A 26,565-nucleotide genomic window follows, 5' to 3' on the forward strand; every position below is an offset into this window, starting at 1 on the left:
TCAAATCTCTTGTCGTTTTTAGAGGGAAAAGAGGCCTTATTTGGCAGAAACTTTTTTCAAAAGGACTTCGAAAGCCGCATCCTGAATGCCGAACATTTCAAGAGCATCCTCTTCACTGGTTTCATGATCATAACCCAACAGGTGCAGCACCCCATGCAGCAGCATGTAACCCAGTTCCTGCTGATAAGTGAGCCCATGGTCTTTGGATTGACGCTTTAAAACCTCGGGGCACAAAACAAGCTCCCCTAATGAGCCCGGATCCATCGAGTCAAAGCTCAACACATCCGTGGCGTAGTTCTTACTGCGAAACTCCATATTGATTTTCTGGGCGGGCTTTTTATCCAAAAACACCAGCGTCAGTTCGCGACGGGCCTGATCGGCCTTCAGCACTTTTTTGCGCTTCAATTCAGCCACCACAAGCTCCATCCAGGTTTGGATGAACTTGCGAGGAGCTGCGTGTTTGGATTCATTGACGATTAAAACTTCCATGATCAGCCCTGCGATGTCGTACTGTGACCCACGTCACCCAAACCACCCCCGGCACTGCGAGGATAATCAATACGCTGGTGATAGATGCCCAGAAGGATGCGGATGAAAGCCGCTTCCACCTTGGAGATGTCTTTCAGGGTCAGATTACATTCATCCAACTGCCCGTCAGAAAACTTTCTTTGCGTGATGTTTTTAACGATGTTCTGCAAACGCGCCGGAGTCGGTTCATCCAAAGAACGAGCCGCCGCCTCGATACTGTCGGCAAGCATACACAAAGCCGCTTCGCGGAACTGCGGTTTTGGACCTGGATAACGGAAGTCCTCTTCACCAATTTCCGGACCGTCTTCTTTTTTCAGATCCAGAGCTTTGTTATAGAAGTAAGAAATCAGCGTCGTTCCATGGTGCTGCAAAACCCCGTCAATGATCGGCTTGCCCAGTTTATAAGCCATCCCCATCTCGACGCCGTCTTTTACGTGGGCGATCAAAAGGGTTTTGCTCATGAACGGAGAAATATGATCATGCGGGTTGTGGCCCGGCTTCTGATTTTCGATAAAGTAATTGGCGTGCTCCATTTTACCGATGTCGTGGTAATAGCACATGACTTTACCCAACAACGGATTGGCACCGATTTCTTCCGCGGCTGCTTCCACCATCGAACCCACCATCATGGAATGGTGATATGTTCCCGGGGCTTTCACGATCATTTCTTTCAACAGCGGATGATTCAGGTTGCTCAGTTCAAGCAATTTCACATCCGTGGTGTAGCTGAAGATGGATTCAAGCAGCGGAACAAACATCATCGCCACCAGGGCCGAGAAAATACCACCCAGGAAGCCCGCCGGGATTGAAAGCAGAATCTCTTTCACTCCGCCCTCTTGGTCGAACTTGGTCATGGTCAGGATAAACGCAATCATCGCCGCATTCACCAGCCCCGTGCGCACACCCGCATAGTAAACGTCGTTACGGGTTTTGCAGTTGTAAACCCCGCGCGCCGCCGCGATACCGCCCACCAGAGACACGAACATAAAGGCAAAGTTATAATCCACCATGATACCCAGGCAGACCGAAAGGAAGGCCGTGAACAGCCATACGATTTCACCGTAAGTGATCAAGAGCCCCACCAGCATTGGCCCCGCCGCCACCGGAGCCGCATACAGGAAAATCGCCGGAGGCAGGAAGTGGCCCAGCTTTGAGGCAAAGGCCGCGTCCGTGATGAACATGTAGATCTTGGTGAAGAAGATGATGCCAAAAGCGATCAGCATCATGACGGAAACGTCTTTGAATTCGATTTTGACTTTATTGATGGTAAAACGCTTCAGGTAAGAGAAGAACACCAGAATCGCCACCGACAGCATCAGCGCCATGGAAAGCGACATGATGTCTTTGCGTTTATCCGCACGGATATTTTCAATCTGCTTGATCACCGCCATCTGGAACGGCTGAACCACCGACCCTTGGGCGATGATGTTCTGATTCTTTTTGATGGTGATCGTTACCGGAATCACCGCATCACGTGCGGACTGGCGGCGACTGGCCGTTTCCTGCTTGTTCAGGGTCATGTTGGGCACAACCAAAGAGCGGGCGAAATAAAGGATATTGGCCTGATCAGATTCAGAGAAACGATTCAGGTCTTTTTTCAGTTCCAGCTCGAAGTTTTCCGGGGACTGAAGATCCAGGATTTCTTCCCGCGGGATCGGGAATTCCTTACCCAGATTGTTCTTGTGCACCACCCGGCCCAGAACTGCGGCCTGGCTGGCTGGAATAAAGCGGTCAGGTGCTTCAGCCACTTTGCGGTCATACCAGTTTTCAAGGTTGCGAATGACGATGGCTTCAATGCGCGGATTGAATCTGAGATCAATCAGCCATTCGAACATAAAGTCCGAAACGCCCACTCCCAGCTCTTTTTCAAACTGCTTTTTGTACTGGAAGAAATCCTTCACTGCCACCCGGTACTGTGCCGGCGCCGTTGGCCATTTGGTTTCGCGGTAATAAGCACGCATGCTGCGGAAGGAATGAATCAGGTTCACCGACACGCGCTCAAAGACGCTGGTGTCATAGTCGTAAACGATCGGCACCGTGTATTCCGCCTTCAGGCGTTTTTCCTCGGTGGTGACCTCGTCAGTCATTTCAAAGCCCATGGGGGAAGTGACATCATACTTGGCCACATCACCCACAGTGAAGTTGTACGGAATATCGAACTGATAGAAGATTGTGTAAGAAAGCAGAACGCAATACAGGAAGATCAAAGCAGCACGACGAATGAAGAACTTTTCTTCCATGAGCTGCACAATACGACCCAGGAATGTTTTCTCCAAACCGATGGAATCCACCCAGTCCAAAAACTTCAGACTGTGATCCTCATAGTTGACCCGCTTGGCTGGGCTTTCGCCCTTTTTTGGATTTTTTCCTCGTTGCATATCTAGTTTTTCTACCGTAACCCATATTGCGAAAATTGTCGAAATCACTATGCATTTGTGTTAGCAATAAAGAGATTCCATCAGAAAGTCGAGGAGTCCCCATGCCGCACGTTCCATCCAACCTACGTCATATTGAGTCCTTAGTCGAGATCGTTGCTTCCTTGCGCGGCCCTGGGGGTTGCCCTTGGGATAAAGAGCAGACTCACGAATCTTTGACTCAATACGCAATCGAAGAGACCCACGAGCTGGTGGAAGCCCTGGAACTGCCCGCTTCTGATGCCACGAAAGATCTGAAAATGAAGGAAGAGCTGGGTGATGTCCTCTTCCAAGTGGTTCTGCACGCTCAGCTTGCCGCCGAACGTGGAGCTTTTACTCTGGAAGATGTGATTGCTGGAATCAGTGAAAAACTGGTGCGCCGTCACCCGCATGTCTTCGCCGACACCCAGGTTGCCGACACTGCCGAGGTCATTCGCAACTGGGAGGAAATCAAAAAACAAGAGAAGGCTTCTTCTGCCGCACCGTCGCCATACGCCTTGAATGTGCCCCCACTGCCGGCTTTGCAGAAAGCCTACAAAATCGGCAAACGCACTGAAAAATTGAAATTCGACTGGGAAGACATGGACGGCGTCCTTGCCAAAGTGGAAGAAGAATATCAGGAACTGCGTGAAGCTTTGGATGAAGGCGTTGATGCCGAGATCGAACACGAACTGGGTGACGCCCTGTTTTCACTCGCGCAACTGGGACGTCACGTGCAGATGGAACCCGAGCAGGTTTTGCGCAAAGCGAATCAACGTTTTGAAAATCGCTTCAACACCATGGTGGAACTTGTTGCGAAAGACCAAAAAGATTTTTCTGCAATGAACCTGGAACAAAAAGAAGAGTACTGGCAAAAAGCCAAATTACTTTTGAAGAAGAAATAACCCGCCAGATCTTCCATCGAAGGTCCTCTTTCTTTTTAGCCTCGTAATAAAAGAGGATCTTGGTTGTGGCGAGAAGTTCGACAGTTCCGAGTATCTTCTAATTTCGACGCGCACTTAGCTGGGAAAACACGACGGAAAGCCTGACAAACTGGCTATAGGTTTGACACAAGAAAATATTTTGAAAATTGATTGATTTCACAACACCCTGTTATTTCACACACTTAGCGTGTCTCAAAACTGGACCAATTAAAAATTAAAAAACGAATTCATGCAGTTACCTGAAATTTCAGTTTTGGGTTGTTTTAAACGAAACTGAATCCATCAAGAAGCATGGTGGGGCTCAGGAGGGCATAACCGTATGAAAAAAACAGTCGCTAGCAAAGCACTAATGATGGCTTCAGCAGTGGCATTGGTAGCTGGTTGCAGCAAGGGGACTGGTTCTTACTCCCTCTTGAATGATGCAGAAGACTACAAGCAACAGGCAGTCTTCATTCCAAAGCAGATCGACATCCTTTGGGTGATCGATAACTCTGGCTCCATGAAGACATCTCAGGACAATCTGGCGGCGAACTTCCAGTCCTTCATCTCGCGCTTCCAACAGTACAACTATGATTTCCACATGGCCGTAACGACAACTGAAGCTTGGGAAAAACAATTCAATTCCGGCAGTGATAAAGCCCGTATCAAGGATGGTGCGGTTCTACAAAACAGTCCAAAAATTGAAACTCACTCTGGCGTGTTCATTATGGATAAGAACACTCCAAACCTGGGTGATGTATTCTCTACCAATGCCAAGCAGGGAACGCTGGGTAACGGTGATGAACGCGCGTTCTCAAGCTTCAAGGAAGCTTTGCTTGAGCCGCAAAATGCCGGATTCCGCCGCAGCGAGGCTTTCCTGGCAGTGATCATCGTCAGTGACGAAGAGGACTTCTCTTCTTCCACTGCAGCGTTCAACGAAAGCTACGGCAACGCCAACCTTCACACAGTTCAAAGCTATGTGGACTTCCTGGATGGATATGTTGGCAGTCGTAACTATTCCGTCAGCACCATCACGGTTCCTGACGACAACTGCAAAACCACTCTGTCTACAGACGGTTTTGCGCGCAAGATCTCCACCCGCCTGCCGGAACTGGCAACTTTGACTGCGGGTGTGAAGGGGTCTTTGTGCTCTAACTTTGGTTCAACTCTGGAGCTCATCTCTGATTCCATCATCCAGCTTTCCAGTGTCTTTAAACTGAATCGTGAACCACAAGAGGACACGATCGTGATCACGGTAAACGGAGTTTCCGTGCCTAACGACGCAGTCAACGGATGGACTTACGATGCATCCAACCTGACCATCACCTTCCACGGAAGTTCGGTGCCGGCAGCGGATGCTAATATCGCGATCGACTTCTATCCTAAGTCGATTAAACTGTAAAAGGATGTTGTATGGGTGGGGTACAGACAGCAACTAATCAGCAGCAGTGGTATATTCTGCGTGGGGAAATGAAATATGGTCCCTACGAGTACAGATCACTGATCACGATGATCCAAAATGGCGAGCTCTACGATTACAACTTCGTATGGGCTTCGCACCTGGAAAATTGGACTTTACTGGGCGATCTTCAGGAATTTTCCAAAGACCGCCTGTGCAGACTGATTGAAACCAAGGATCATATCGCAGGCTCATTCAAAGACAGAAAATGTCCACGCGTGGATCTGGAAACACCAGTCTATGCGCACAATGATCACAACTTTTTTGACGGCCACACTTTGAGTGTGAGTGAAAACGGGGCGCTGGTTCTTTTGAACGATCCCCTGCTTCTGCCCGGTCAGAAAATCATGCTCAATTTTAGACCTTCTGAGGTGAACCCTCAGACATTCAACGTGCTTTGTGAGATTATTCGCAAGAATTACTCCAAGCAAAGACTCAACGTAAAATCCGGTTTGCATTACGCTGTTCGTTTCCTCTCGGTGCAAGAACTCGGTATGGCTCAATTAACAAAATGGACACGCGGTGGCGTTTCCAAGGAGGAAACAAATGATGGCATTCTTAAAGTTCATGAATGATTCCGGCTTCGTCGGTTGGTGCATCCTTGTGGTGGGTATCGGTTCTCTGGTACTTGTCGCAGAACGCGCAAAAGCTCTTTACAAAGAATACGGAATGAATGTCGAAGAGTTCATGGGCAAAGTTCAGAACCTGGTTCTGGCGAAAAAGCTCGATGAAGCCCTGCTTCTTTGTGCGCAACTTGAGAAAAAGCCATTGGCCTCTGCCTTCAAAACGATCCTTGAAAAAGCGGACCGTGATGATGACACGATCTTCCAGGCTCACGATATCGCATTGAGCGAAAACGTGCCTTTGTACACCAAACGTCTGCACTATCTGTCAATGCTTGCCAACGTGGCAACATTGCTGGGTCTGTTGGGTACGATCCACGGTCTGATCCTGTCGTTCCAGGCGGTTGCGACAGCCGATCCGGCACAGAAACAAGCCTTGCTGGCACACGGTATCTCCGTGTCCATGTATACAACGGCTTTGGGTCTGGCAGTGGCGATTCCGGCGATGGTGTTCTTCTCTTTCCTGACTGCCCGTCAAAACCAATTGATCGAGGAAATGTCAGAGAAGTGCTCCAAGCTGACTGAGCTTCTGACCAGCGCTCATATCCCGAACCTGACCCGCCAGAACGTGTTCCCTGATCACGTTGCTGCACCAAGTGTGACGCCTCCGTCCCCAGGCCAGAAGGTCTCCTAACGGAGGCCTTTTTCCCGGAGCGGTGGACCTTACATAACTAAGGATGGGACGATTTTATGAGACGCGCACGCAAGATCAAAATTGATCATAACAGTGAGTTCGAGCTGGATTTGGCTCCCCTGCTTGCCGTGATGGTAAAGCTGGTACCGGTACTGCTGGTTTCCTCTGCCTTCATTCAGGTGATGGTGATCGAATCCGAACTGCCGCAGGTGGTAAGTGAAGCCATCCAGCGCCAGGATGAACAAAAAACTCCGACCAATGTGGCGATGGAAGTCGATGCCAAAGACGGCATTCGCATCATCATCACTGAAAAAGGCCAGCAGAAAGTGGAAACCGTTCCTTTGAAAGACGGCGCCTATGACCTGCGCACCCTGCACATGAAACTGGTGGAAGTTAAAAAAGCACACCCTGAAGTATTCAAAATGGAATTAAGCCCTGACGGCAAGGTTCCTTACGACACCATCGTGAAAATCATGGACGAGGCCCGCCAGGCCCGTGACTCCAACACCAAGTTCCCCGTTTTCGATACCAAACAGGGTAAAAACGTGGAAACGAACTACATGTTCCCAGAGATCATCTTTGCGAACACCATGGAGGGCTAACACATGTCACGTCGTCGCAGATACGAGCCAAAGACCAAGAAAAACTCCACGTTCGGCCTGAATATCACTTCCATGACAGATATGTTCACCATCATGCTGGTGTTCCTGCTGCAGAGCTATTCAACTTCTGATGTGCAGATCATCCCGGAAAACAACCTGCGTCTGCCAACGTCCGCGTCTATGACCAACGCCACAGAGTCCATCAAACTGTCACTCAGTGGGGACGCTTTGAAAATTGACCAGACCAAGATTGCAGACGTCAAGAATGCCGACTTCCTGCCTCAGGATCTGGAAGACAAGGACTCCAATTTCATCAAGCCTCTGTTCCAGGAGCTGGATAAAATTGCCAAGTCCGAAACCGAGAAGGACAAAGCCCACGTGAAAGAGGGCCGTATCCTTCTGCAGGCAGACAAGGATCTGCCGTACGCGACGCTGAGAAAAGTGATGTACACCGCTTCGATGGCGGGGTTCCCTCAGCTGAAGCTTGTCACCATGGTTGGAGAATAAGTTTATGATTCGCACAATAGTTCTGCTTCTAGCATTTCATCTGTTCTCACATTACTGTTTTGCTGCCGACAAAAACACCAAAGGGCTTCTTCCAGAAGTCAGCATGACCCAAGGCAGTGAAAGCGATAACGAGAAAAAGGCCTTCAGCAGCGAGATCATGATCACTCGCTCTGAAAACAGAGCTATTGAGTCCCTGCAGGTTATCATCAAAAAAAACAAAGGTGCCAAGAACGAAGCTGATCTGTGGTACCGCCTGGCGGAGCTGTACATGAGACGCTCCAAGTCCGGCCGCTTCTTTGACCTTCATCAGGACACTCCCCTGATGAAGCTTTCGCCGTTCCCGGTGCCGAACGAACGCGGTTCTGAGGCCATCAAACGCGCGATCAAAATTTACACCAAACTTGAAATGGACTTCCCGCGTTTCAAACAAATGGATGCGGTGCTGTTCAATAACGCCTTCGCCAATCAGCAGATTGCGCAGTACAAGGTGTCGGAACTTCTTTATAACAAACTGCTTTCTCAATTCCCAAAATCCCCGCTGATTGCTGACGGTACGCTGGCGATCGGTGAACTGCTTTATGATCAGGGTAAATTCGCCCAGGCGCTGGAACACTTCCTGCGCGTTGAAAAATTCCCGAACAGCCGTGTTTATTCCTACGGCATGTACAAAGCCGCGTGGGCTTACTACAACATGCGCGATTCTGAAAACGGCATCAAAAAACTGGTTCAGGTTGTAAAAACCAACCCAGCCCTGCAGGACGGCGAAGTTCCAACCAATCGCCACAACCTGCGCCGTGAGGCCATGCGTGACCTGACGGTGTTCATTGGTGACTCTTATCCTGCCAACAAGCTTTATTCTTTCTTTGAAGACATCGCCACCGAAGAAGAACTGGGTCAGTCCATGATCGACCTGGCAAAACTTTACGAATCCCACAGCCGCCAGAAAGAGATGAACATCTTCCTGGAAGAATACATCGACAAGCGCTCGATGGGTCCGGACGTGGTGCGCTCTCACCTGTTCTTGGTGGAGGCCAACGAAACTTTGAAAAAACGTGACAAGGTCATCAACCATCTGCAATACGCTTCTGACCTTTGCAAAAGGGATTCGGCCTGGAGAGGCATGCAGAAAGCCGACGTGCTGGAAACTTCCTGCGTGGAAGGTTTCCGTCACACCAGCCTGGATATGGCTAAAAAATGGTGGGAGATCTGGCTTAAGAACAAACAAAACATGGAATTCTCGGACCTGACCCAGCAGTTGTTCAAACTGATCCTGGAAAACGAGGACCCAACCAAGCCGGACCTGAAAACGCGCTTTGCTTACGCGGAACTGCTGTTCCAGCTGCAAAAGTATGACGAAGCCAGCGTTCAGTACAAAATGGTCGGCGACAAATCCGCTGAACCGGTCATGAAACATGATGCGAACTATGCCGCTTTGTATGCCAAAGAAAAGAGCATCGAAAAGAAAAAAGATCCGCTTAAAGAAGCTGAACGCAAAGAGCTTGCGTCCAACTATCTGGCAAAGCACCCGACTGGCAAATTTGCGACTTTGATCAAATTCAAAATCGGTCACATCGCTTACGAAGAAGCCAACTATCCAGAGGCTGAAAAGTGGCTGATGCCGTTGACATCCCTGAAAGGGGCTGAAAACGCAGAAACCAAGAAAAAATCAGAGGACCTGATCCTGGACATGATGAACCTGCGCAAAGACTATGCGGGCATCAAGGACTTCTCCAAAAAAGTCATGGCTTCCAGCTCTGATGAGGGCCGCAAGAAGAACATGAACAAACTGATGGAAGAAGCGCACTTCACAGAGATTCAGGAATTCGCAAAAACAGGCGACAAGAACCAGGCTTCCGAAAAGCTGATGTCCTTCGCCAAAGAACACGAAGGCTCGAAACTGGCGCAGGATGCTTTGTGGCAGGCGTTGAGCCTGCAATACAGCGAAGGCCGCATCTATGATGCTGCTGAAGCTTCCATGAAGTTCGTACAGAAGAATCCCGACGACAAAAGAAACCTGGACGCTTTGAAAGAAGCTGCCAAGGCTTACGCTGATGTCGGTCAGATCTCCAAATCCGCAGAGACTCTTCTGAAGATCGCGGACATGGACAAGAAAAACCGCAACACTCACCTGGAGCTGGCGGCGGACATCTATCTTCTGGAAAAGAAAAACAAGGAAGCCCGCGCCGCTTACATGGGTATCCTGAACGGGGCTGACAACAAAACCCTGCAGCGTATCTATGGCAAGCTGATGGATTCCTACAAAGCCGAACCACGCTCTGGCGAACTGGAAAAAATCCAGAACCAGATCCTGGCAAAGGGGCTTGAGCCGTACACGACTCAGATCATGATCGATCGTGCAAAAGCTTTGCTTGATTCCGGCAAAACAACTGCGGCATTTGATCTGGCGATGAAAGCCAACGGTCGTGACGTGGCTCCGGAAATCCGTGCAGAAGCCCGCCTGATTCAGGCTCGCATTCTTGAAAAGGAACTGGTTTCCCAGAGCGTGAAAGCCCGCGAGGAAAAATTCGCGATGGTGCTTTCCATGAAGACTGAAAAACTGGACAAGGCCCACACGGCTTACTACACCACGCTGAAAATGTCCAAAGACCCGTTCCAGCAGCTGGAAGCCATGCGCGGTATTGACCGTTGTTATGACAACTTCATTTCAAGTCTGACAAACATGCCTCTGCCAGCGTCTTTGACTCCTGCGGATCAGGAAGCTCTGCGTGGCGAGATCGCCAAGCTGACAGCTCCGATCCAGGACAAGAAGAATGAAAACGAAGCCAAACTGAAAGTTCTGGCAGCAGCAAAAGGTCAGGCCGCAACGAACGAGCGCAGTTTCGCATCCTTCCGTGTGGATCAGACAGTTCCGCCAGTGGCTCACTACCCTGCTCCGGAAAAGATGACGGCTTACCTGCCGGCTTCTTCTGATATGACCATCGGCAAGGTGTCCCGTTTTGAGACCCGCACTCCGAAAACCTGCAACAGAAGCGCAATTCTGACCGGCCAGCTGGCGAACGTAAACGCGCTCGAAGTTGCAGGAAATTGTTACTATTCTAGACAGTACGAGATGGTGGAAAAACTGGGTCTGGAGCTTGCGAAACAAAAAGACACGCGCGCCCTGGGGCTGTTCTATGCCAGCGTCGGTGCTGATGCCCGCGGTTATAACGACAAAGCGCTGTGGATGATTGAAGCTGCGTTGAAAAACCAGCCGGAAGCCGCACCTTACGTTTACCAGAAAGCCCGTCTGCTTTACAAAGAAGACGGCATGAATTCCGCGATGCCGTTTTTCGATAAAGTTTTAGACATGCAAATGTCTTCGACGGAAATGAAAACTTTCGCTGGAGTGAAGGCATTCTCAGAGGGAGATTTTACGAAGGCAATTGAAAATTTGTCTGCAATCTCTAAAGATCAATTGTATACTTTGAACGTGGGCACTCTGATGAGTGAAGCTTACGCCCAGAAGGGTGAAGTCGACAAAGCACTGAGTGTGGTGAAAGACCTGCTTGGCAGCAAGAAAGACAACACTGATTTCCTTCTGCAGCAGGCTCACTTGTTTGAGACCTACAAACAGAGTCCAACGCTTGCGCTGGATTCTTATGAAAGAGCATTTAAAGCCAGTCAGCAATTGGAAATGCGCGACTGGTTGGGTAAGAAAATACAGTATTTGAAAAATCAAAACAAAGTCGGTCAGCACGTAATCTCGGGAGACTTGTAGTTATGGAGGGTACAAGTGAAATCTATCATCACAGCGATGGTTGCTTTCATTCTCTTGGGAGCATCGACTGGCTTTGCCAAACAAAGAACAGTCCGTAAAGTCCAGGAAGTCAATTTCGGTGACATGAACCTTAAGGGAACGATTCGGAACCCTGACGGCGCCTATCTTGTGCAGAAAAGAGGCATCAAGTTTATGCCTCTTTACGATGTGCAAAAAGATATGGATGGCCGCATCCGTGAATCAGCTCTCTACTTGAATAATTAATTCATGAGGTAACACATGCTCACGTTGATTGTACGTCAATCCCTGAAAAACGGGACGGCGAAAACTTGGAAGTTAAGATCCAACAACACAACACACACCTTCGGGTCCTCCCGTCTGGCCGATGTTATCTCCATCGCACCGGATTCCAAGGGCATCCAGGGTCTTTTTGAATACCGTGACGGTGCATGGTGGTATGTCGATATGGACATGAACACCAGTGCCTCTGCCAAGGGTTCTCCGGCTTTGCGCCTGGACGAGGAAAAATCCCTGACAATCGGCGATTGCACGCTGCAGTTCACTCCGGTGGTGAAAGAGGCGGATTTGTATCTGCGTCTGGAAAAAGCCGGTAAAGAACAACGTGAAGCCGGCAAGCAGTTCCAGCTTTACATCGTGAAGCAGAACGATCAGGTTCTTGAAACCAAGATCCTGCCAATGAATAAAAAATTCAAACCTTCCATGGCACTGACTCCAACAGTGGTGTCTTGTGTTCCTTCCCAGGAATGGCACAAACAAATGGTTGGCGACCTTGAAGTGAAACAAAGAACCGTTTCTTTGGAAGACGCGGCCCGCATGGCCCGCCTTTCCACAGACCAGCTGATGGATGAAGACTCCAAAAAAGGTGTGTTCATCGTTCTGGGTGCGGCTTTGTTCCTGGTGACTGTGGGCTTGTTCGCCCCGAAATCCCAGGAGCTTGAGGTGGTTGCGGCTCCGCCAAAAGCGGCGCAGAAAATCATCGTAAAGACTGAAATCAAGCCCAAACGCAAAAAAGCGGAGTCCGCCCCTGCCCAACAGGTGGTTGTGAAAGAACAAGCTCCGGCAGCCAATCAGAAAACGGCAGAGATGCCTACTGGTGGCAGCAAAGTTTCAAAAATGATGAAGTCCCTTTCCGGTGGACGCATTTCCCAGCTTCTGGGGAAGGTTTCCGCACAGGCGGCTCGCAGTGGCAACGTGGTGATCGCTACGGGTGTTAAAGCGGGTTCCGGCGCTTCCGGTCGTGCCTTGGCTGCGGTTGGCAGCATGGAACGCTCCGGTCGTGACTGGGGCAACGAGGGTGCAGGTTCCGGTGGCGGTGTTGGTACCGTCGGCCGTGGCGGTGGCGGCAGCGCTTCCGGCATGGGGGGGCTGGCAGCTGGCGGCACTGGTTCCGGTGGCGTGGGTCTGATCGAAGAGGAAGGTGAAATCACCGGCGGTCTGGACCGCGAAATCATCGCTCAGTACATCAAATCCAAACTGGGTCAGATTCTGTATTGCTATGAAAGACAACTGAGTGCCAAACCGGATCTGTTCGGTAAGGTCGCTGTGAAATTCACGATCGGTCCATCCGGTCAGGTTGAACAGCAGCTTATTGGCGACACAACACTTAAGAACGCAACCGTTGAGGGATGTATATTGAATAGGGTTGCCGCGTGGAAGTTTCCTGCTCCACAGGGGGGAACGCGCGTGCTAGTGACTTATCCATTCTTATTCAAAAGTACAAACTAAGGCGGGGGTTATATCATGTTGAAGAAGACAATTGTAATGTTCATCCTGACGGCATCTCAGGCATTTGCACAGCAAGCGGCAGACAGCAAAGCTGATCAACGCGGCAGCGACAAGCTGGACATCAAAAAGCTGGAGCAGAAATACTGGGCAGCCAAAGACGACGACTTCAGTGTCGTTCAGAACAGACGTTACGTGAAAGCGGAGCGTTTCTATCTGACCGGTGCGGCGGGTATTCCATTCAATGATCCTTACAGCACAGGAACTATCGCGGGCGGAAGCCTGGGGTATTTCTTCAATGAACGCTGGGGTCTTGAGAGTACCTACAACTCAGCAAGCCTGAAGGACAACGATGCGGTAAAACAATTCGTTGACACCTATGGCGTGATTCCAGATCACAACGTGTTCAAATCGTCCTATTTCCTTTCCGGTATCTGGGTTCCTTTCTATGCGAAAATGAGCGTGGTTGATAAAGCCATCATCTATTTCGACATGGGTATCTCGTTCGGTGTGGGGTCACTGAACTATGAAATCACCCAGGCTGAAGGAAACGTATCCAAAGACACCATGGCCTACAAACTGGGCGTGTTCCAGCAGATCTTCTTCTCTGAGCACTTTGCGATCAGAGCGGATTTGGTCAACACCTGGTCCACTCAGGAAAAGATGAAGTACTATGCTCCCGGCACTAACGTGGGCGGTACTGTTGTGGGCGGTCAGCGTGATCTGGGCAGTGAAACGATCAACGATACATCACTGATGATTGGTATCACGTACTGGCATTAATTTTCTCCAGGGTGGGGGGATTTATGAACAAGTCATTAAGCATTTTGATTACTATTCCATTTCTTTGCGGCACGGCTCTGGCTGAGCCCGCACTGAAAGTTAAAAAAGGCGGCCGCCCGGCGGCTGCCAGCCTGAAGGTCAAATCCAGTCTGGTCCCGACTTTTGATGTCTATCAAAAGAAAGTCGTGAAAGGCAAAGTGGAGGTCTTTAAGGTTAAAAACATTCCTTTGCTGGATGTCGGCGAAGAGCGCGAACTTGAGGCCTCAGACATGAGCCCGCTGCGCCTCCCCGCTTCCCGCGAAGTCACTTTGAAAGACACTCGTCGCCGTGAATCTCCAGTGGCAATTGATTTTGTCCTGAAGCCTTACACCGACGTGGTCAATCCAGCCAAATCCCTGACATCAGCTGATGCCTTTAACAAGATTCCGGATGTAAAAATTCTGAATCCGGTGGCAGATCCGGTGACCAAGGATCCTCTGGTGCAACTGGCGAAACTTGAAGATATGCAGCCGAACGACTACAAACTGCTGCAGGCTTTGATCTTCCTGGAAATCCAGAAAAACTATGAACTGGCGATGGGTTTGTTCTCGGAACTGATCGAGGATCCGGAACATCGCATCGAGTCCCTGTACCACTATGCCATGACTGCCAAGGGCCTGGGTCTGAACTCAGAATTCCGTCAGTACATGATTCAGGTGGCGCAAGAAACCAAAGCCAAAGAATGGCAGCAAAAAGCCACGGAAGCTCTGGTTCAGAACATCAATACTCTGGAAACCACGGACATCGCGTTCATCGATCCTTTGGTGATCAAGTATGAAATGGACATCACTAAAAATGATGACTATCAGATCACCCGTGCAAAGTATTATTCTGACAAAGGCCAACTGGGTCTGATGGAAGACGCTTTGATCTTTATCGGCGAAAAGTCCCCGCGTTATCCCGAGGCTCTGCTGCTGAATGCCCTGTTCAACTATCGCCAGGGCAAAGTTGAGGAAGCGACCATCTATCTGGAAAAGCTGATGGCGGCAACGGATGCTGACAAGACATCCCAGCTGCGTTCTGTGGGTGCTTTGACTCTGGCGCGCATGCAGTTCCAGAAAAGCCAATATAAAGAAGCCTTCCAGTCTTACCTGAAAGTCGACAAATCCAATCCTCTGTGGCTGCAGGCCATGGTGGAAAGTGCGTGGACCCAGATCCTGGGTGAGGACTATGAAGGTGCTGCCGGCAACATGTTCTCGCTGCACACGGATTTCTTCAAAAACGCGTTTTCTCCGGAATCCTATGTGGTTCGTACGGTGGGCTACCTGAACCTGTGCCAATACGGTGACGGTGTGCAGGTGCTGAATGAAATGAAAAAGAAATACGCTCCTTGGAAGCAGAAACTGGCTGCTTACAGCACTTCGCACAAGGACACATCTGCGTACTATGAAACTGTCAAAGGCTGGTTGAAAAACTCGGACCTGAAGGAAGTTGACGGTCTGCCTCGTTCCTTCATCGTGGAACTGGCGCGCCACCCTGCTTACATGAGTGTGCAAAAGCAGATCAACGCCTATGAAGACGAAATCGTGAAATTCAACCGCATCGCACTGACGCTGGTAAAAAAAGAGCGCGAGCTGATTGCGAAACAAAACGAAGCCAACAAAGAACTGGCTGACGCTAAAAAAGGACTGAAAGGCGACAGCCCTTCTGCATCCACAGTGGCGGCAGTGCAAAAGGCCGAGCAGAAACTGCTCAGCTATCGCATCCAGTTCCACATTGCCAAGAAAGCCCGCACTTCCATCAAGAATCTGCGTGCAACCGGCATGGCCCGTATTGAAAAAGAAAAAACTGTGCTGCGTGCCCAGGCTTCCCAGGCTTTGAAAGGCCGCTTTGACGAGATGCTGGCAGGTCTGGACAAGGTTCTGGATCAGAACGATGTTCTGCAGTACGAGCTGTATTCTGGCGCCGGTGAACACATCCGCTATCAAATGGCTGGTGGAGAGATCAACGAAAAAGAGCGTCCAGAGCTGAAAGTTCAGAAGGAAAAATCCCTGAACTGGAAGTTTAAAGGTGAAATCTGGGAGGACGAAGTGGGTCACTATCGTTCTTCTTTGAAAAATGTTTGTGCCCAAGAAGGTCAGGACGGCAGTGTGGCCGGCTTGTCTGAACAATAAGGAAAGGATTTTCAAGATGAAATTCGCTAAAGCAATGACGACTTTGTCCCTAGGTGTTTTGATGAGTCTTGGCACAACCGCAATGGCGCAGAACTCCGCCAAAGAGGGCCTTGAGAAAATCAAAGGCAATCTGAACAATTCAAAAACCAACCTTCAGGAATACGAAAAGAACCTGAAAACCGTGGATGGAAATCTGTCAGAAGTGGCCAAAGCCAAATCCCAGGTGGAAAACCAGCAGAAGCAGGTTCTGCAGCAGGCTGAAGAAAACAATCAGGCCATGGGCCGCATCGGTGGTCAGGAAAAAGAAATTCAGGGTCTGATCAACGATGAAAAAAACAAAATGGCGCAGGAAACCCAGAAGATCGCCGAACTGGAAGCCATGATTGCCAAAATCAAGGAAAACCAGAAAAAGCGTGAGCTGAACATCAACGACTATCAGTTGCAGATGTCCCAGTTGACGGAAGAAAAGAAAATCTGGAATTCCCGCGCTGCAAATCTGAAAGAGCAAAACGAACAGGTGAACCAGAAACTTCGCGGCCTGGCCAGCGAAGAAAACGAATGGAAAGCCAAACAGCGCGGCTACCAGGGCGAAGTCAAACGCTGGAGCAAAGAAGTTGAAAGACAGCAGAAGATCAGCGACAGCTACAACTCTTTGGCTGAAGTGAAATAGTCAGATCCGAATAAATTCAAGAACCACCCAGGGACTTCTTCCGCCCGCGGAAGAGTCCCTTTTTTTATGCCTGACGTTCATCCACTTTCGTTGCAAAGGTAATGAAAAACTGGACTCCACCCCGGAATTAAGAAGTCCGAAAAATTCTCGGTCAATATTTCTTTAGCATACTAAATAAAAAATTGAGGAGTAAAAATGAACGCCACCGGTATCGGATCCTGGTTCAGAGGGATCAAAGGAAAACTACTTATCGCTGCAGCCCTGCCCGTCATTGGTTTCGGAATTGTCTATACGATTTCAAATCAGGGCATGAAAGGTTTTGAAGCCTATCTGGAAAATTCCCACAAGAACATCATCCCGAATCTGCAGGCCCTTGCAGAAATGCGCCAGGCTCGCAATAAGTACGGCTATCAGGTCTTCGCAGCGATGAGTGTGAAGACCGCTGAAAAACGCAACGAGCGCCTTGCCATCGCCAAAGAAGCGGTGAAAGAGTTCACGGCCGCGTTGGATAACTATGCCTCCACCCCGTTCACTCCGGAAATGGAAAAAGCTTTTGAACCAGCCAAACAAAACCGTGCAGAATATGAAAAGCTTCTGAATCTGGTGATTGAAGAAATTGGCACAGGCACTCCGGAAGGTTTTGCCATGGCTGAATCCCAACTTGACGGCCGTCTTTGGGAAATCGGCACCATCATGCACAAGATGAGTTCTGAATCCATGAAGTACTACAACAACCTGGCGGCTGAAGATGACAAAGCCGCTGAAGAAGCTTCCATCCGCATCAACAACCTGACACTGTTTGTGACGGTGGCTTCCACCCTTTCCATTCTGGCAATCCTGCTGTGGATCGCCGCCCGCATTTCAAATTCAGTCAGCTCTATCGCCTCCCGTCTTTCCACGGCAGGAGGTCAAGTGGCCTCGGCGGTTGAACAGCTGAATGAAGCCGGCAATTCTTTGTCCCAGTCTTCCACTGAAGCTGCCGCATCACTGGAAGAAACCGTGGCCGCTTTGGAAGAGATGAGCTCTATGGTGCAGATGAATTCTGACAATGCGAAACAGGCCGCGGCCCTTTCAGCAAGCTCGCGTGATTCCGCCGAACAGGGTGAAAAAGAAATCCAGTCTTTGATTCATTCCATGACTGAAATTTCCCAGTCCTCCAAAAAGATCGAAGAAATCATTTCCGTCATCGATGATATCGCCTTCCAGACAAACCTGCTGGCCCTGAATGCCGCGGTGGAAGCCGCCCGTGCCGGTGAACAAGGCAAAGGGTTTGCAGTAGTTGCAGAAGCAGTTCGCGCGCTGGCGCAAAGAAGTGCGGCCTCTGCCAAAGATATTTCCTCGTTGATCAAGGATTCCGTATCGCAGATCGACAGCGGCAGCGAGATCGCTGACAAGTCCGGTGCGGTTTTGACCAATATTGTGAATTCGATCAAAAAAGTTTCTGATCTGAACAATGAAATCGCCGCCGCAAGTTCTGAACAGACCACGGGCATTCAGCAGATCAGCAAGGCGATGAACCAACTGGACCAGGCAGCCCAAAGCAATGCCGCTTCCGCGGAAGAAATCGCGGCGACCAGCGGTGAAATCAACGGCCTGGCAGCAACCAATCAGAATCTGACGTTGGAACTGAACACCATCATCCTGGGTGGCGGCAGCGTGTTGGCTGAAGCCCCTGCTGAAACGACGGCAAAGGCGACAAAAAAAGCCGCGGCCTTCAACAAACCGATGGCCAAGAAGAACAATGTCATCCCGATGAAGGCCACTCCGGCCCGCAAAGAATCCAAAGACATGATCCCATTTGATGACGATGACCGTGCAAAGGTCGGAACAACAGACGGATTCTAGTCTCGCAAACACATCAAGATTTGTTAACAAGACCCCACGACCTCCGTGGGGTTTCTTATTTTTTCTCCCCCGTTATTCGTATTTTTAATTCTGGACTACTAAGCACTCTTTTAAATTCCGAATAATTATCTGTTAAGAAACCATTAAAGACTTTTACGGAGACTCTACCTATGTCGGAATTTAAATTATCCAGCTGGTTCAAAGGAATTAAGGGCAAACTGCTCGTGGCAGCATTTATGCCTGTGGTCGGCTTTGCGATCCTGGGATCCATCGCCATCAACGGAATCACGAATGTCGTGCAGCTATTGGATGTAGCCAATGAACAAGTCATCCCCACTTTCGAAATGGTCGGTGACATGCGTGCCGCCCGGAATAAATTCCTGTATGGTTCCTGGGCCGCGATGGAGCATCTGGACGAGCCGGAAAAACTTGCTTCCTATCTGAAAGCCGCCAGCGAAGGCGTTGATGAGTTCCGCAAAGCGCAGGAAGTGTACGATCCAATTCCAAGAACGCCGGAAGAAGACAAGTCATATCAAACCGTCAAACCTCTTTTTGCGGAATACTATGCAACGATGGACAAAGTTCTGGCTTTGATCGGTTCAGCTGACCCCGCAAAAGCCAAAGAGGCCGAACTTCTTCTGGACGGACGATTTGTGGAAATCGGCAAAAAGGTGCGTGACTGGAATATCGCTGTCACGGACATCTATTCGCAAATGGCAAAAGATGGCGTCAAGCAGGCCAGCTCCACTGAAGCTTACGTTAAAAATCTGATTTACTTGGTGTCTGCGGCCACCGGCATTTCCGTTTTTGCGGTCCTTCTGTGGATTGCAGCCAAGATTGCTTCTTCCGTAGGATCGGTCGCAGATCGTCTTACAACCGCCGGCGGCCAAGTGGCATCCGCAGTTGAACAGCTGAACGAAGCAGGCAACTCTTTGTCTCAGTCTTCTACTGAAGCAGCCGCTTCCCTGGAAGAAACTGTGGCAGCCCTGGAGGAAATGACTTCCATGGTTCAGATGAACTCGGACAACGCCAAACAAGCAGCCGCTTTGTCTGCAAGCTCGCGTGATTCCGCTGAACAGGGTGAAAAAGAAATTCAACACCTGATCACCTCCATGACTTCGATTTCCCAGTCTTCCAAAAAGATCGAAGAGATCATTCATGTGATCGATGATATCGCCTTCCAGACCAATTTGCTGGCGCTGAATGCCGCGGTTGAGGCCGCCCGTGCCGGTGAGCAAGGTAAAGGCTTTGCGGTGGTGGCGGAAGCTGTCAGAACTTTGGCACAAAGAAGTGCGGCGTCCGCCAAGGACATCTCTTCCCTGATCAAAGATTCCGTGGCTCAGATCGAAGAAGGCAGCGCGACAGCGGACAAGTCCGGTGCTGTTCTGACGAACATTGTAAACTCGATCAAAAAAGTTTCTGACCTGAACAACGAAATCGCCGCGGCAAGCTCTGAGCAGACCACCGGCATCCAGCAAATCGGTAAAGCCATGAACCAGCTGGATCAGGCCGCACAAAGCAACGCCGCATCCGCTGAAGAGATTGCCGCAACCAGTGGCGAGATCAACAATCTGGCAACGACTTCCTTAAATCTGACCGTGGAACTGAACGAGGTTGTTGTCGGCACGAGCGAAGTGGCCAAGGCCACTTCAAATCCAGAGGCAACTACGAAGTCCAAGCCGAAAACCAAACCGGCTTTGAACAAAAAATCCAATGTTATTCCGATGAAGGCCGTGGCTCCGAAAAAGTCCGCTTCCCAGGATGTGATTCCATTTGATGACGATGAAAGAGCTAAGGTGGGGACGACCGACGGATTCTAGAAATCTGCTCGCAACCCAAAACGTAAGCCAGACCGAAATAGGCGACAACCGCCAGCAGGATCGTGATAAAGAGGGCCAGAATCTGCAGCCCTCTTCCTGTTTGGGCCATCAGCAGTTCGTAAGCCTGCAGCGATATCACCATCCCCGCCCCGGCCAGAACAAACTTCAATGCCGGACGAAACAGCACAGACATCCTGATTCCCGGGGAATACTTTTTCAAAAGTCCCATCAGCAGCACCGCATTTATTAATGCCGCCGCCACACCTGAAATCATCAGCCCTTCAAGCCCCCACTGTCGCATCAGCACCGGAGCCAGCGCCACATGCACCGCCAATGAAACCAAAGCCAGCACCATGGGAACTTTCGTGTTTTTGACGGAATAATAAAGCGGCATCAAAACGCGACTGCAGGACACCAGCAACAAACTGACAGCATAGATACGCAAGATCGCCGCCGTCATCTGCACGTCCTGCGCGGTGAACTTGCCCCGCAGGAAAAGAACCTCAATGATCGGTTCCGCCAGGATATAAAGCCCCAGTGCCGCTGGCCACGCCAGGAACAGATTCATCAGGAAGCTTTCTTCGGCCGTTTCCTGGAATTTTTCTTTCAGTCCCCGACTGGCGAAATCACTTAAACTAGGCAAAAGCGCCGCCCCGATGCTGACGGAAATCAATGACAACGGAAGCTCCAGCAATCGGTCCGCCCAATAGATATAAGAAATCGACCCTTCCGGAAGGGAGCTTGCAAAGTACAGATTCACCAGTGTTGAAAACTGCAAAAGCCCCATACCGATCAACCCCGGCAGCATTCCCCGCACCACGGTTTTTACTTCCGGGGTCCACATCATCGTCTGCAATCGCGGCAGATAGTTTCGCTGTTTTAAAGCCACCGCCAACAGCAGCGCCTGCAACAGCCCCCCGATCAGCACGCCCCACGCCAAACCATCCCCATGCACGGGAAACCACTGCGGCGGCATAAAGGTGAAGACCAGCATAGACACATTTAAAAGCGCTGGCGCCACAGCGGGCAGCCCGAAACTGCCCAGGGCGTTCAAAATCCCCATATAGAAGGCATAAGTGCAGACGAAGAAGACAAACCCAAACATGATCCGCCCCATACGCAGGGTTAGTTCCCACTTGGCGGCATCCAGAGCGTACTCTGAAGAAAGAATCAGACGAAAAAGCGGCTCGACATAGACAATACCCAGCAGGGTCAAAACCCCTAAAACCACCAAAAGCAGCGAATAAAAGGCATTTGCCAGGTTTCGGGCCCGCTGACCGGTGGGATCTTCCGATTGAGTTTGCATGAAAACGGGAATAAAACTCACAGCCAGGGAGCCTTCCCCGAACAGGCGGCGGAACAGATTAGGGATACGGAAAGCCGCGGTCCACGCGTCAGTGACCGCCCGGTCGAACAAAGCCCCCAGGGCAATATCCCGGAAAAGGCCCAAGATGCGGCTCGTTAACGTCCCGGAGGCCATTAAAAAGGCGCTTTTGAGGACCTTTTTGCGATCTTCTTTTAATCCACTTGCTTCGTGAGACACCCTATGTTAATCCCTTTGGTTCGTCTATAAAAGTTACTGTGGAGGTTATCCCTTGGCAAATCATAAGTCTGCAGCAAAAAGAGCTCGTCAGTCTATCCGTAAAACTGCTGTTAACAATGCTCGTAAAAGCACTGTAAAAACCGCTGAGAAAAAACTTGTTAAAGCTATCGAAGCGAAAGATCTGAAAGCTCTTCCTGAATTGTTGAAGAACTTCTCTTCTCAAGTAATGAAAGCTGCAAAAACTGGCGTTATCAAGAAAGAAACTGCATCCCGCAAGATCAGCCGTCTTTCTACTCGCGCTTCTGCAACGAAGTAATTGGGTTTAATTCAACTCTGATTGGGTTCGCGCTGATACAAAGGCGCGAATTTGTCGTTTTGTAGAAAACGCGATCTGATTGAAGCTCAATCCGTGGGTGACTTTATGGTCACCCTCTTTTTTTTGCGTCGAACGAACCACGCCGCGAAGGAAGACAAAGTCCCCACCCGGCACCTGGAAACTGACCACCACCTCGTGGCCCTCGGTCAGAACGTAATCGGTGACAATGGACATACCACCCTCGCCGATTTCTCCGGATTCACAGACAAAGTAAGTCCCATCGCACAGGATACCGATCTTGCGTTTCATCGCACGACGCGGATACTGGCGGCGGAAATAACCTTTATCTTCAAATGCAGAGTTGGCTTTGTTCATCACAAAGCTTATCGGTCTATTCAGCTATCAACTTGAAATTGTCTGCACTCCAGCTTCGCTGGAGTAGTTCACATGGCGTATTGAGTGCCGCAGGTCTTTAAAACCAGGTTTTCCAGCCAGATGTGACTGGACAATGGTGAGGACTTCAAAGCCTTGTCTGTCTCAGACAGAACCACCAGGGTTTGTTCCAGCTTTTTAGCAGTCCAAAGTCGGGCTTGATCCAGATAGCTTTCCAGGAAATAAGGCGGCACCTGAGCGAAATGCGCAAGCTTCGCTCCATGCAGGCCTTCTTCCATTCCCCGCTTCAAAGTCAGCAGGATACGCACGTGGCGGGCCACCAAAGACACGATCCCGATCTCGTTCTGCCCCTGATCCAGCAAGTGAACCAAAAGCTCCAGCGCCTTTACACGGTCGTTTTCGCCGATGGCCTTGGTAAAATCAAAAACGTTTTCTTCCTTGGAGCGAGACACAGCCTGAGCCACGTCTGCCACTTCAATACGGCGCTCGCCCACGAATTCGCCCAGCTTCTTAAGCTCCCCTTCGATTTCCGTCAGGTGATGCCCCACCAGCTTATGCAAAAGCAGGATGGCATCGTTACTGATCGTCAAACCCAGGGACTGGGCGATGTAGTTGATCCAGGAAGGAATCTGATTTTCGTAAGGCTTTTTGAATTCAACACAGTCGGCTTTGTCGAGCAAAAGACGGATCTGTTTTTTACGCTTGTCCACGCGGGACGCCAGAATCACAAAAACGGTGCTGTCCACCGGGGATTCAAACAGGGCCTCAAGCTCGGCCCATTCCTTGTCGGTAAGTTCCTGAGCTTCTTTCAAGATCACCAGACGACGCTGAGCCATCATCGGCAAAGTTTCAACGGCATCACGCACGGACACCACATCGGCATCAGAGGCATAGAACAGGCTGTAATTGAAATCCACCGCCCCTTCAGTCAGGACAGAGTACTTGAAACGCTCAACGGATTGGTTCAACAGGTAAGGCTCTTCACCGAAAAGGAAATACAATGGCGCAGTCTGACCTTTTTCAAGATCGCGATAAAATTTCTGCGCATCGATGAGTGCCACGAGTTGAATATCCTTCTAGAAGTTTTCAGTGATACGATCATGGGCCTCGGACATAATGTCATAAGCCATGAGGTCAATGTTCTGCCTTCGCGCAGAAAGATTGTAAAGCGGATTTATAGAGTTAACACCGGCCAGCGTTACCTGAGGTGCTGCGTATGTTCTTTCTCCACTGAAGGACCCACTCCACAGCTCTGTTCCATCTGCCTGACGCACGACTTTCACCGTCACATTCAGCAAGATACGATACTCTGACGCAACAACAGTTCCATTGGGCAAATAAGGCGCGGAAGAGTCCCCGGCCACACGTTTTGCACCAGGAAGATACTGAACAGAATCAATCTGCCCGATCACTGCCACTTCCGACAAAGAATTGTCCACAATTCGGGCAACTCGCGAGCGCTGGAATTCCTGAATCAGTGTGTTTGTGAACGCCACTTCGATCCCGGTTTCCTGTGTTTTATTTTTGAAAATCGGCACAGAAATCTGCTTGTAGCCGCCCGGAATACTGCGCGTGCCACTGCCCAGACGATAAGCACATCCCGAAAGGAATAGCGACAGAATCAGAGTGATGCGAAAAGCTTTAAATATTGCGTCCACGGCCCCAGTTGAGTATAAATTTAGCAGGAAGTCATCACAGAAATGGTGACTGCGCGACGCAATCAAGGAAGAAATATGGCAACTCAAGACGATTACAGTTTGCTGGCTCCGGGACCCGTCAATATTCATCCTGAGGTGCGCAAAGCGCTGGCACTGCCGATGATTCACCATCGCACTCCGGAATTCGATAAAATCCTTAAGAAAGTTCTGGCTCAGATCAAAACTGTTTTTCAAACCGAACAAGATGTCTATCTTTTGACCTCCACCGGATCTGGCGGGATGGAAGCTTTACTGGTCAACACCTTGTCACCCGGCGACAAAGTTATTGCCATTGTTTCAGGCAAATTTGGCGAGCGCTGGGCCGACATGGCTGCGCATTTTGGCGCCACAGTTCTGACCATCAACGTCCCTTGGGGCGAAGCCGTCAAAGTTTCTGAAGTGGAAGAACTGCTGCAGAAAAATCCTGACACCCGCGCCGTGCTTTGCCAGGCGTGCGAAACCAGCACGGCCGTCGCCCACCCGATTGAAGCTTTGGGTAAAATCATTCAAAAGTACCCCGACACTTTGTTCCTGGTGGATGCCATCACCGCACTGGGTGCTTACCCGCTGCCGATGGACGCCTGGGGCATTGACGGGATCGTCGCGGGATCGCAAAAAGCCTTTATGCTGCCGACAGGTTTGTCGCTGCTTTCGTTTTCGGAAAAGGCGTGGAGATTCATCCCCGATGCCAAATCACCAAGATATTATTTTGACATCCGCAAAGAACAAAATGCCAACGCTGCCGGTGAAACCTTCTATTCTTCCAACGTCGCTTTGATCCGTGCTTTGGATGTGGTGTTGTCCATGATTTCCCAGCAGGGCTTGGAAAAACTTTTCCACGATATTCATCGCCGCGCAGATTTCACCCGCATCTTTGGTCTGAAACTGGGTTTCACTTTATATGCACAGTCCCCCAGCAACTCGGTGACTGCTTTGTTAGTGCCACCACAGATGGACGGACAAAAAATCCGCCTGCATCTGGAGGAAGTTCACAACATCACCATCATGGGCGGACAGGATCAGGCCAAAGGCAGAATCATCCGCGTGGGTCACATGGGCTACATCCAGGACCACGAACTGATTCGCCTGGTGGAATGCCTGGGACACACCCTGCGCCACTTTGATTCGGACTTTATGTCGTTGGAACATATTTCCAATATCACTACCGAGGCAAAAAACTGGCTGGAGCAAAATCCGTGAAGAAAAAAATCCTGATCACCGACCGCTTCGCGCAAGACAGCTTCCTGTACTTGCAGCAGCACAGCCAATTTGAAGTTGTTCGCAGCGACAACCCCCAGCACCTGCCACTGGAACATCTGGTCAGTGCCAACGCCCTGATCATTCGCAGCCGCACTAAAATTGACGAAGAACTTTTGAAAAAGGCCCGCCAACTGCAGCTGATTGTGACTTGCACCAGCGGCTTTGATCACATTGATCTGGAAGCCACGCAAAAATGGGGCGTGACTGTCATGCACACACCGACGGCGAACATTGAATCGGCCGCTCAGTTAACCTGGGGCTTGGTTTTGTCGTGCGTGAACAACATTCAGGCCGCGCACAAAATGGTGAAGGCTGGTGAATGGAACCGCGATCAAATCACCGGCATTGAACTGGCCGGCAGAAACTATGGCATTGTGGGCCTGGGACGCATTGGATCCCGCGTGGCCGAACTGGCGCAAGCCTTCGGGATGAATGTTGTCGCTTACGACCCTTATCAGGAAGACGAGGTCTTTGAACGTCTGCACATTCCCCGCCTCAGCTACGAAGAGGTTTTAAAAACCGCCGATGTCATCAGCTTCCACGTGCCAAAAACACTTGAAACCGAGCACATGCTGAACCGCTCGCAGTTTGAATACATCCACCGCGGGATTGTTCTGATCAACACATCCCGAGGATCGGTCATCAACGAAAACGATCTGTGCGAAGCCCTGGAAAAAGGCTGGCTGCGCTCGGTGGGTTTGGACGTTTACGAAAAAGAGCCCTTGAACAGAAACTCTAATTTGCTGAAATACCCGAACCTGGTTTTGACTCCGCACATTGGAGCCAATACAGAGGACGCGTTCTTTAAAGCCTCCCAGATTGCAGCTAATAAGCTTATGGCCTTTTTTGTGGACGGATCGACGTCTGACACCCTCCCGCCAAGGGCCCCTTGGTATGGGGCGGCTCCATTTAAGGGCGAATAAACTTGCCTGATATCCCCTCTTTGAGAGACAGT

23 protein-coding genes are annotated in these 26,565 nt (G+C 50.1%); 17 read left to right on the forward strand and 6 right to left on the reverse strand.

What is annotated here, in order from left to right:
* Window positions 1-36 precede the first annotated feature (36 nt).
* Both ybeY and AC04MQ_RS11275 read right to left on the reverse strand, forming a co-directional pair.
* A complete protein-coding gene (gene ybeY / locus AC04MQ_RS11270) occupies window positions 37-489 on the reverse strand; it encodes an rRNA maturation RNase YbeY (protein WP_015090632.1) in 453 nt (150 codons plus the stop codon).
* Between the two features lie 2 nt (window positions 490-491).
* On the reverse strand, window positions 492-2,906 hold the full coding sequence (locus AC04MQ_RS11275) for an HD family phosphohydrolase (protein WP_015090631.1): 2,415 nt from the start codon (window positions 2,904-2,906) through the stop codon (window positions 492-494).
* A gap of 101 nt (window positions 2,907-3,007) precedes the next feature.
* On the opposite strand from AC04MQ_RS11275, the gene mazG reads away from it, so the two are divergent.
* The 14 genes from mazG to AC04MQ_RS11345 all read left to right on the forward strand — a co-directional run bounded on the left by mazG (window position 3,008) and on the right by AC04MQ_RS11345 (window position 20,401).
* The gene (gene mazG, locus AC04MQ_RS11280; RefSeq protein WP_041577369.1) at window positions 3,008-3,826 is read left to right on the forward strand and encodes a nucleoside triphosphate pyrophosphohydrolase; all 819 of its coding nucleotides are present in this window, start codon (window positions 3,008-3,010) and stop codon (window positions 3,824-3,826) included.
* A 358-nt stretch (window positions 3,827-4,184) separates the two neighbouring features.
* Window positions 4,185-5,246, forward strand: coding sequence for a VWA domain-containing protein (locus AC04MQ_RS11285; protein WP_041577366.1), 1,062 nt, complete (start codon window positions 4,185-4,187; stop codon window positions 5,244-5,246).
* An 11-nt stretch (window positions 5,247-5,257) separates the two neighbouring features.
* Complete coding sequence (locus AC04MQ_RS11290) at window positions 5,258-5,878, forward strand: PilZ domain-containing protein (RefSeq protein ID WP_041577364.1); 621 nt, start codon at window positions 5,258-5,260, stop codon at window positions 5,876-5,878.
* Window positions 5,850-6,560 carry a MotA/TolQ/ExbB proton channel family protein gene (locus AC04MQ_RS11295; RefSeq protein ID WP_041577362.1) on the forward strand — a complete coding sequence of 237 codons (711 nt, stop codon included), beginning with the start codon at window positions 5,850-5,852 and terminating at the stop codon, window positions 6,558-6,560. The genes AC04MQ_RS11290 and AC04MQ_RS11295 overlap by 29 nt, the downstream gene beginning before the upstream one ends.
* Before the next feature lie 56 nt (window positions 6,561-6,616).
* The gene (locus AC04MQ_RS11300) at window positions 6,617-7,162 is read left to right on the forward strand and encodes an ExbD/TolR family protein (protein WP_015090626.1); all 546 of its coding nucleotides are present in this window, start codon (window positions 6,617-6,619) and stop codon (window positions 7,160-7,162) included.
* Window positions 7,163-7,165: 3 nt separating this feature from the next.
* Window positions 7,166-7,669, forward strand: coding sequence for an ExbD/TolR family protein (locus tag AC04MQ_RS11305; protein ID WP_015090625.1), 504 nt, complete (start codon window positions 7,166-7,168; stop codon window positions 7,667-7,669).
* Window positions 7,670-7,673: 4 nt separating this feature from the next.
* Window positions 7,674-11,387, forward strand: coding sequence for a tetratricopeptide repeat protein (locus AC04MQ_RS11310; RefSeq protein WP_475392107.1), 3,714 nt, complete (start codon window positions 7,674-7,676; stop codon window positions 11,385-11,387).
* A gap of 15 nt (window positions 11,388-11,402) precedes the next feature.
* A complete protein-coding gene (locus AC04MQ_RS11315; protein ID WP_041577360.1) occupies window positions 11,403-11,651 on the forward strand; it encodes a hypothetical protein in 249 nt (82 codons plus the stop codon).
* A gap of 15 nt (window positions 11,652-11,666) precedes the next feature.
* Entirely contained in the window at window positions 11,667-13,133 is a 1,467-nt protein-coding gene (locus tag AC04MQ_RS11320; RefSeq protein ID WP_015090622.1) for an AgmX/PglI C-terminal domain-containing protein, read from the forward strand.
* 15 nt (window positions 13,134-13,148) lie between these two features.
* Window positions 13,149-13,913 (forward strand): outer membrane beta-barrel domain-containing protein, encoded by a 765-nt coding sequence (locus tag AC04MQ_RS11325; RefSeq protein ID WP_475392108.1) that lies wholly within the window; start codon window positions 13,149-13,151, stop codon window positions 13,911-13,913.
* Between the two features lie 23 nt (window positions 13,914-13,936).
* Window positions 13,937-16,066, forward strand: coding sequence for a tetratricopeptide repeat protein (locus AC04MQ_RS11330; RefSeq protein WP_015090620.1), 2,130 nt, complete (start codon window positions 13,937-13,939; stop codon window positions 16,064-16,066).
* A 16-nt stretch (window positions 16,067-16,082) separates the two neighbouring features.
* Window positions 16,083-16,736 carry a hypothetical protein gene (locus AC04MQ_RS11335; RefSeq protein ID WP_041577356.1) on the forward strand — a complete coding sequence of 218 codons (654 nt, stop codon included), beginning with the start codon at window positions 16,083-16,085 and terminating at the stop codon, window positions 16,734-16,736.
* A 195-nt stretch (window positions 16,737-16,931) separates the two neighbouring features.
* A complete protein-coding gene (locus tag AC04MQ_RS11340) occupies window positions 16,932-18,581 on the forward strand; it encodes a methyl-accepting chemotaxis protein (RefSeq protein WP_475392109.1) in 1,650 nt (549 codons plus the stop codon).
* A 170-nt stretch (window positions 18,582-18,751) separates the two neighbouring features.
* Complete coding sequence (locus tag AC04MQ_RS11345) at window positions 18,752-20,401, forward strand: HAMP domain-containing methyl-accepting chemotaxis protein (protein ID WP_015090617.1); 1,650 nt, start codon at window positions 18,752-18,754, stop codon at window positions 20,399-20,401.
* On the opposite strand, the gene murJ is transcribed toward AC04MQ_RS11345, so the two are convergent.
* A complete protein-coding gene (murJ, locus tag AC04MQ_RS11350) occupies window positions 20,373-21,851 on the reverse strand; it encodes a murein biosynthesis integral membrane protein MurJ (RefSeq protein ID WP_475392110.1) in 1,479 nt (492 codons plus the stop codon). The two genes, AC04MQ_RS11345 and murJ, sit on opposite strands and share 29 nt — an antisense overlap.
* A 145-nt stretch (window positions 21,852-21,996) precedes the next feature.
* On the opposite strand from murJ, the gene rpsT reads away from it, so the two are divergent.
* The gene (gene rpsT, locus AC04MQ_RS11355; protein ID WP_011163955.1) at window positions 21,997-22,260 is read left to right on the forward strand and encodes a 30S ribosomal protein S20; all 264 of its coding nucleotides are present in this window, start codon (window positions 21,997-21,999) and stop codon (window positions 22,258-22,260) included.
* Between the two features lie 6 nt (window positions 22,261-22,266).
* On the opposite strand, the gene AC04MQ_RS11360 is transcribed toward rpsT, so the two are convergent.
* From AC04MQ_RS11360 to AC04MQ_RS11370, 3 genes are all read right to left on the reverse strand, one after another.
* The gene (locus AC04MQ_RS11360; RefSeq protein ID WP_015090615.1) at window positions 22,267-22,635 is read right to left on the reverse strand and encodes a PilZ domain-containing protein; all 369 of its coding nucleotides are present in this window, start codon (window positions 22,633-22,635) and stop codon (window positions 22,267-22,269) included.
* Window positions 22,636-22,703: 68 nt separating this feature from the next.
* Complete coding sequence (gene holA / locus AC04MQ_RS11365; protein WP_015090614.1) at window positions 22,704-23,714, reverse strand: DNA polymerase III subunit delta; 1,011 nt, start codon at window positions 23,712-23,714, stop codon at window positions 22,704-22,706.
* Window positions 23,715-23,729: 15 nt separating this feature from the next.
* Window positions 23,730-24,311: an LptE family protein gene (locus tag AC04MQ_RS11370; RefSeq protein WP_015090613.1), complete on the reverse strand. Its 582-nt coding sequence runs from the start codon at window positions 24,309-24,311 to the stop codon at window positions 23,730-23,732.
* A 75-nt stretch (window positions 24,312-24,386) separates the two neighbouring features.
* On the opposite strand from AC04MQ_RS11370, the gene AC04MQ_RS11375 reads away from it, so the two are divergent.
* Window positions 24,387-25,550 carry a pyridoxal-phosphate-dependent aminotransferase family protein gene (locus tag AC04MQ_RS11375; RefSeq protein WP_475392111.1) on the forward strand — a complete coding sequence of 388 codons (1,164 nt, stop codon included), beginning with the start codon at window positions 24,387-24,389 and terminating at the stop codon, window positions 25,548-25,550.
* The gene (locus AC04MQ_RS11380) at window positions 25,547-26,533 is read left to right on the forward strand and encodes a D-2-hydroxyacid dehydrogenase (protein ID WP_015090611.1); all 987 of its coding nucleotides are present in this window, start codon (window positions 25,547-25,549) and stop codon (window positions 26,531-26,533) included. Before AC04MQ_RS11375 ends, AC04MQ_RS11380 begins: the two co-directional genes overlap by 4 nt.
* Window positions 26,534-26,565 lie beyond the last annotated feature (32 nt).

The sequence above is a fragment of the Bdellovibrio sp. MYbb2 genome, from assembly GCF_056175685.1.

Bases quoted from the DNA above. Each gene is read 5' to 3' on its own strand.
- ybeY (WP_015090632.1), bottom strand. From the start codon at position 489: ATGGAAGTTTTAATCGTCAATGAATCCAAACACGCAGCTCCTCGCAAG.
- AC04MQ_RS11275 (WP_015090631.1), bottom strand. From the start codon at position 2,906: ATGCAACGAGGAAAAAATCCAAAAAAGGGCGAAAGCCCAGCCAAGCGG.
- mazG (WP_041577369.1), top strand. From the start codon at position 3,008: ATGCCGCACGTTCCATCCAACCTACGTCATATTGAGTCCTTAGTCGAG.
- AC04MQ_RS11285 (WP_041577366.1), top strand. From the start codon at position 4,185: ATGAAAAAAACAGTCGCTAGCAAAGCACTAATGATGGCTTCAGCAGTG.
- AC04MQ_RS11290 (WP_041577364.1), top strand. From the start codon at position 5,258: ATGGGTGGGGTACAGACAGCAACTAATCAGCAGCAGTGGTATATTCTG.
- AC04MQ_RS11295 (WP_041577362.1), top strand. From the start codon at position 5,850: ATGATGGCATTCTTAAAGTTCATGAATGATTCCGGCTTCGTCGGTTGG.
- AC04MQ_RS11300 (WP_015090626.1), top strand. From the start codon at position 6,617: ATGAGACGCGCACGCAAGATCAAAATTGATCATAACAGTGAGTTCGAG.
- AC04MQ_RS11305 (WP_015090625.1), top strand. From the start codon at position 7,166: ATGTCACGTCGTCGCAGATACGAGCCAAAGACCAAGAAAAACTCCACG.
- AC04MQ_RS11310 (WP_475392107.1), top strand. From the start codon at position 7,674: ATGATTCGCACAATAGTTCTGCTTCTAGCATTTCATCTGTTCTCACAT.
- AC04MQ_RS11320 (WP_015090622.1), top strand. From the start codon at position 11,667: ATGCTCACGTTGATTGTACGTCAATCCCTGAAAAACGGGACGGCGAAA.
- AC04MQ_RS11325 (WP_475392108.1), top strand. From the start codon at position 13,149: ATGTTGAAGAAGACAATTGTAATGTTCATCCTGACGGCATCTCAGGCA.
- AC04MQ_RS11330 (WP_015090620.1), top strand. From the start codon at position 13,937: ATGAACAAGTCATTAAGCATTTTGATTACTATTCCATTTCTTTGCGGC.
- AC04MQ_RS11335 (WP_041577356.1), top strand. From the start codon at position 16,083: ATGAAATTCGCTAAAGCAATGACGACTTTGTCCCTAGGTGTTTTGATG.
- AC04MQ_RS11340 (WP_475392109.1), top strand. From the start codon at position 16,932: ATGAACGCCACCGGTATCGGATCCTGGTTCAGAGGGATCAAAGGAAAA.
- AC04MQ_RS11345 (WP_015090617.1), top strand. From the start codon at position 18,752: ATGTCGGAATTTAAATTATCCAGCTGGTTCAAAGGAATTAAGGGCAAA.
- AC04MQ_RS11360 (WP_015090615.1), bottom strand. From the start codon at position 22,635: ATGAACAAAGCCAACTCTGCATTTGAAGATAAAGGTTATTTCCGCCGC.
- AC04MQ_RS11375 (WP_475392111.1), top strand. From the start codon at position 24,387: ATGGCAACTCAAGACGATTACAGTTTGCTGGCTCCGGGACCCGTCAAT.